4 protein-coding genes and 1 pseudogene are annotated in these 5,393 nt (G+C 69.3%); 2 read left to right on the top strand and 3 right to left on the bottom strand.

Annotation, left to right across the window (positions count from 1 at the left end):
- Positions 1-1,091, top strand: a 1,091-nt coding sequence (locus tag DD1DGNOD_RS05240) for an alkaline phosphatase family protein (RefSeq protein WP_206442961.1), incomplete at its 5' end; no start/stop codon positions are given.
- 131 nt (positions 1,092-1,222) lie between these two features.
- On the opposite strand, the gene DD1DGNOD_RS05245 is transcribed toward DD1DGNOD_RS05240, so the two are convergent.
- A complete protein-coding gene (locus DD1DGNOD_RS05245; protein WP_131769576.1) occupies positions 1,223-1,939 on the bottom strand; it encodes an Abi family protein in 717 nt (238 codons plus the stop codon).
- 223 nt (positions 1,940-2,162) lie between these two features.
- Here DD1DGNOD_RS05245 and DD1DGNOD_RS05250 point away from each other — a divergent pair, with 223 nt between their 5' ends.
- Positions 2,163-2,441 carry an SCO4848 family membrane protein gene (locus tag DD1DGNOD_RS05250; protein ID WP_131765523.1) on the top strand — a complete coding sequence of 93 codons (279 nt, stop codon included), beginning with the start codon at positions 2,163-2,165 and terminating at the stop codon, positions 2,439-2,441.
- Between the two features lie 204 nt (positions 2,442-2,645).
- On the opposite strand, the gene DD1DGNOD_RS05255 is transcribed toward DD1DGNOD_RS05250, so the two are convergent.
- The gene (locus DD1DGNOD_RS05255; RefSeq protein WP_131765524.1) at positions 2,646-4,454 is read right to left on the bottom strand and encodes an ABC1 kinase family protein; all 1,809 of its coding nucleotides are present in this window, start codon (positions 4,452-4,454) and stop codon (positions 2,646-2,648) included.
- Between the two features lie 152 nt (positions 4,455-4,606).
- Positions 4,607-5,393 (bottom strand): annotated as a pseudogene (locus tag DD1DGNOD_RS05260) (ThiF family adenylyltransferase); the annotation flags it as partial.

Genomic DNA, 5,393 nt, shown 5'->3' on the forward strand with positions numbered 1-5,393 from the left:
CGCTGGACGCCGGCCAGTCCCGAGCCCCGCTGCTGCTGTCCGGGGCCGGCGTCCGCAGGCGGGGGCTGCTTGCGCGTTCAGCCCGCGTCATCGACGTCGCACCGACCCTGGCGTACCTGGCCGGGGCGTCCATGACGGGTGCGGACGGCCTGGACGTCGACGGCCGGACCCTCGCGGACCTGTGTGTGCCCGGTGCCCGTCACGTCGTCGGCCTGCTCTGGGACGGCGTGAACTGTAACGACCTGCTGAACATGGCCGGCGACGGCGAACTGCCGGCGATCGCCCGCCTGCTGGCGCGGGGCGCTGCCCTGACCGGTGGTGCCGTTGCGGAGTTTCCCAGCGTCACCCTGACGAACCACACCTGCGCGCTGACCGGTGTCGGCCCGGGGCGGCACGGCATCCTGAACAACGTCTACTTCGACCGGGAGACCGGACGCCGGATCGTCGCCAACGACGCGGCCACCTGGCATGTGGCCTGCGAGCAGCTCCGGCCGGGCGTGCGGACGGTGTTCGAGGCGATCGCCGCCTCCCGGCCCGGGGTGTCGACGGCCTGCGTCAACGAGCCGATCGACCGGGGCGCGACGTATTCGACGTTCGGGGTCGTCCGGGCGATGAACAGTACCGACGGTGCCGGCGGGCTGGGCCAGCATCTGCCGTCCGCGTCGGACGACCCACATGCGACCCAGGAATGGGTGGCCGCCGACCCGGACTACGCCTGGTCGACGCAGGTGGACGCGCTCGGCCTCGCGCAGGTCAGCCAACTGTGGGGTGAGGAGGCGGAGCCGCCCGCGTTCACCTGGTGGAACACCACGGTGACCGATACCGGGCACCACGGTGGCGGGCCCTATTCGCCGCAGGCCCGGGCGTCGATGGTCGATGCCGACCGGCGCCTCGGGGTCTTCCTCGACCTGCTGGAAGCCCGCGGACTCGCCGACGACACCGCCATCCTGCTGACCGCGGACCACGGCAGCGAAGGTGCGAATCCCGCGTGCACGGGGGATTGGGACGAGGCGCTGCGCGCCGCCGGTATCCCCTTTCGCGACGAGGCATACGGCTTTCTCTACCTCGGCGCCCCCGCCGCGGACGCCTGATACGAGCGGTCGGTACACGAGCTGGTCAGGGCGAGGCCAGGTGGGTGACTCTGTCGAAGCGGGCGCCCTGGTTCCTGATCGCGGCCGGTGCGTGGACGTGGGCGATCTGGCCGAAGGTGTGGAGCATTCACTTATGACCCAGGTACTGGCTTAGACGACCGCCGTGGCGCGGGTACTGCCGGGACCGGCCGGCTGAGCAGGAGACGGGGTACGGGGCTGCGCTCCTGGATCCATGTTCGGACGTCGGAGCCCAGGTAGCCGGCCACGCGTAGCAGGTCGGCGTACATCTGCTCCAGCGGCCGGTTGTGGATCGGTTCGTGGTGCGCGATGCGGTTGCGAAGTCGGACGAGATCGTTGACGGGTGTGTAGACCTTGGCTCGTTGCGCCGGGCGGAGGTTCGGAAACGCATGGCGGAGCATAGGGGTCCACAGCGTTGTCTCGTAGCGTCGGGACAGGAGGTAGCGCCAGAAGCCGAAGGTCAGCTCGGCGACCATCCGGCCGGGGATGACGATCTTTCTGTCGTGTTGCAGCCGGGCACGGGCGTCGGAGATGTCCTGACGCCGATGGGCTTCGAGGAGAGCGGTCGGATCGTCGTACCAGTGGCCTTGTCTGTGCCGGCGGGCGTGCCAGATGGTGAGCTGCTCGTGCAGAGCGTTCCGCAAGACGATCTCGAGGAGTCCGAGGGCTTCGTAGAAGGCGGCGCTGATGCTGCTGTTCCACGCGTAGAGGGCCATTGCCCGCCCAAGGTCGTGATCGCAGACGTGCTCGTACGGGCCGAGGCGTTCGGCGCTCAGCTTGCGCCGGAGGCGCGCCGCGAGATCGTGGGACGGGGTCAGGGCGTTCGACATCGGGCTACCGATCTTCTATACTACGAGGTGGACACCCCGGAGGACCTCTACCGCTCAGGCGGCAAGCCCCCGGGGTTTTGTCTGTTCTGCTGAGAGTGCGGCAGGTGGCTCGTAGGTGGTTGCAGATGGTGACATCTGTCGGTCACACCTATGGCGGTCAGCGTGTCCGAACTCGCGCCCCCACCGAGAGACCACGGCTGTCTGCGGATGCCAGGCTGATGGGGTGACTCTGTCGAAGCGGGCATCCTGGTTCCTGATCGCGGTCGGCGTGTGGACGTGGGCGATCTGGCCGAACTTCATGCGGAACATCTGGAAAGATGATCGATCCTGGGACGACGGCCCGACCGGCTTCTTCCTCGTCCACCTGGTCCTGGCCGTCGTCTCCCTCGCGATCGGCACCGCCGTCGGCTGGCTCGGCATCCGCGGGGTGCGTGCGGGCCGGCGTGGCGACGCCACCCACGTAGCTCCGTCCGATCACCCCTTGATCGACTCAAACCACTGAGCTCTCCGAGCGAATAGCGGCCGCGGAAGCGGCGCGGTCACCTTCCTGCGATTCGCACGCCATGCGACGAGCCGACGAATCATCTGATCCGTACTCCTCGGCGATACGTCCATGTATGTCCGCCGACGTCCGCCGGTGCAGGTCACAGGCTCGGAAACGTCCAGCCGAACGTATCGCTGCTCCGCGCTGCGGGATGGACGTGGCTCAGGTGGTTTCGGCGGCTGTTTCGGGTGGGTTTCGTGTGCCGGAGCTGTCGTTACCTGGCCGGGCGTTACCGGGTGTCGTGGCGGCGGGAAGATCCTGTTCGTCGGCGGCGTCGCGTGGCCTGGGCGGCGTTGGGACCTTCGGCTGCCGGGGCCGCCTGGTCCGTTTCGGCTGTCTGGACGGGGTACCGGCGCTGGAGGATGGCGTTCGCGGGGCGGGTGCGCCTGCCGTGCCGCCGGCCGACGTCGGTTGCTCCGCGACGGGTCGTATCGGATCGGAGCCACCGTCATCGCTGCCGTCGCCGTCATCGGTGCCGCCCGTCGGCGAGGCCCCCGACGGTGGCGCCGGAGTCCCCGGCAGCGGTGCCGGGACGAACAACCCGTGCGGGGATCCGGACGCGAGCGGCCGGATCACACCGGCGTCCATCTCGACGGCGAGCGCCGGTACCTCGCGTCCGGGTCGGTTCGCCCAGGCCGCGTGTTCGGCCGCTGCCGACCCCGGCGGGGCGAAGCCGGGGTGCCAGCGCTGCATCTCGGCACGGAACGCCCCTGCGCTGCCAAGCTGGCACAGGATGCCGACCGCACCCAGGGTGACGCGGTGGATCAGCAGGTAGGACGGGGGCAGGTTGAGCTGGCGGCCGAGCTGGGCCGCGGGGGAGCGGGGGTCGCCCAGCCGGACGGCCTCTCCTCGCAGCCAGTTGCGGGAGAAGCGGAACTCCTCGGCGGTGACAGGTGTGAGAAGCGGCACCAGGTAGTCGAGGAGGTCCGCCGCCTTCATCTTCACCGTCGGCAGGATGAAACCCTCAGCCCGCAGACCCGCCATGACCGCGTCCGCGTCGCCTTCCAGCGCCAACCGGCTGAGCCGGCCGATGGGTTCGGGCAGCCCGTCCGGAAGGCGGTTGACCGCGCCGAAGTCCAGGACGCCCAGGCGGCCGTCTGCCAGCAGCCGGAAATTACCGGGATGCGGGTCGGAGTGCAGAAGGCCGACCCGCGCGGGACAGGAGTACAGGAAGCGCACGAGCAGCAGCCCGGCCCGGTCGCGTTCGGCGTCCGTGCCACTGTTTATGATCGTTGACAGGGGCTTGCCGTCGATCCACTCCGTGATCAGCACGTGATCGGTCGCGGCGACGGCCCTAGGCACATGAATGTCGGGATCGTGGTCGAACGCCTCGGCGAAGGCCGCCTGCCATGCTGCTTCCAGGCGGTAGTCGAGCTCCTCGAGGATCCGTTCCTTCAGTTCGGCGACCAGCGGCTTGATGTCCAGACCAGGGGCGACAGCGCTGAACAGCCGCGCTGCGCGCCCGAGTTGGGTGAGATCGCCGAGCAGGGCCGGACCGACACCCGGATACTGGATCTTCACCGCGACCTCGCGTCCGTCCGCCCACACGGCGCGGTGCACCTGGCCGATGCTCGCCGCGGCGGCCGGGGTGTCGTCGAAGCTGAGGAAGTTCGCCTGCCAATCCGCGCCGAGGTCGCCGGCGAGCACGCGATGGACCGAAGCCGCGGGCAGGGCGGGTGCGGTGTCCTGCAGCTTCGTCAGCGCCGCCCGGTAGGGCCGTGCGACGTCCTCGGGCAGCGCCGCCTCGAAGACCGACAGAGCCTGCCCGAGCTTCATCGCGCCGCCCTTGAGCTCGCCGAGGACACGGAAGATCTGAGCAGCGGTGCGCTGCTGCAGTTCCGCGGCGACGATCTCAGCGGGGCGTCCGCCGAGTCGTTTACCCGCACCGATCGTGGCCCGCCCGGCGAAGCCGAGGGGAAGGCTCGCCAGCTTGGCGGTGCGGACGACCGCGCGTTTTGGGATTTCGGACACAACTCCATCGTGCCTGTTCTGTGGACGGGAGGCAGGAGGGATCGTAGCTTGCAGCCTTAATACTACTCACTGTAATGATGACGGCGGGTTCGGTGGGTGGCGACCCCTGGATGGTGCTCGCTCCGCCCGGCCACAGCGTCCGGTTCACTCGGTCACGGCCTCCGATCCGCCCGATCGGAGGCTTCGTCCTCGTCCGGGTCCCCGCCCGCCGGCTTGTCCTCGGCCTCCCCGGTGCATGCAGCTGCTAGCAGCCGAGCACTATGACAAGGACACGAGGGGTGAATCGACCACGATCGGCGCCGGAGCCGAAGGTCGGAAATCGTCATTTCCAGTGTCCCGTCGATGGTGGGCAGCTCTTCGGCCGTCGGCTGACGCAGTTGCCCCAGCCCCTGTGCCTGGTCGTGACGGCCGGCGCCGTGGTCGTTGTGATCAATAAGAGCGAGTGCCTGCATGGCGGTGAGCCCGGCGGCGACGGCGGCGAGCGTCACGTCGCAGGCGTCAACCCCCGTGTCCGGACGGCGGGACATCTGCAGGGCCAGCAGTGGCCAGGCCGGCTCCATGCCTCGGCGGCGGAGATGCTGGCAGTGTAGGCATGATGTCACCCCAGGTAGTACAAGTGGCCCGATCACCGCGGTTGTCTCACGAACACCGGCAAGCAGGTGCGGGACGCCGGAGCGTTCCAGCTCAAGTGACTCCTGTGGGTGGACGACCGGTATACCAGCCGGCGTCACGACGACCAGATCGGGACGGAACGGCGTGGAGTGCCGGAGCAGGCGTGGCGTGAGGGGACGCGTCACCCGCGCGATTGCCGCGGTGGCGGCAACCGAACGCGGACGCCCGACGTCGTCGAGACGGGCTCCGCCCGGCGCTACGTCGGCCGGCCGGGTCGTACCGGTGTCTACCGGCGTGTCACTATGTGCCCTATGGCAACGCGAACAG

It is taken from the genome of Candidatus Protofrankia californiensis (assembly GCF_900634765.1).
Classification (GTDB): domain Bacteria; phylum Actinomycetota; class Actinomycetes; order Frankiales; family Frankiaceae; genus Protofrankia; species Protofrankia californiensis.